Genomic DNA, 420 nt, shown 5'->3' with positions numbered 1-420 from the left:
GAAAACTGCTGTGTCTTTTTCGCCGACGGCACCTACCTGGAGCCGCTGGCGGTTGGTGACGACCTGGAGACGGACCGGGCGATAGGCGAAGGCAATGTGTTCGTCGCGCGCGATCGTCTCTACCGGCAGAACCTCGGTGACGAAGGCTTTTCCGCTGTCGTGCTCGGAACCGGCGATGCCGACGCCGACCATGTTCGTTATGTCGGAGCCGGGATGTCGGCGGGGGAGTTGCTGAGTTTCTCCCGTGGTTTCACCGATGCGAGCGGCAAGAGCGATTTGGCGTCCTTCAAGCTGGCCTTCTGCGCCAGCAAGGATGCCGATGACGCTTTCCTTTTCGCTTGTGAGCGCATCAATGCACCGAAGATCGACCGCACTGCATTGCAGGCGCATGCCAACGGCGTAACAGGCATCGTCGAAGTC

The 420-nt window shown here is 60.7% G+C and carries 1 protein-coding gene; it reads left to right on the top strand.

All coding sequences use genetic code 11. The annotated features are described in order from the left end of the window. The coding region (locus EN781_RS33895; protein WP_145965846.1) for a VOC family protein at positions 1 to 420 on the top strand (420 nt) is incomplete at both ends.

It is taken from the genome of Mesorhizobium sp. M4A.F.Ca.ET.090.04.2.1 (assembly GCF_003999085.1).
Lineage (GTDB): Bacteria > Pseudomonadota > Alphaproteobacteria > Rhizobiales > Rhizobiaceae > Mesorhizobium.
The sequence above is the reverse complement of the archived record's forward strand: the minus strand, read 5'-3'. Positions and strand labels throughout refer to the sequence as shown.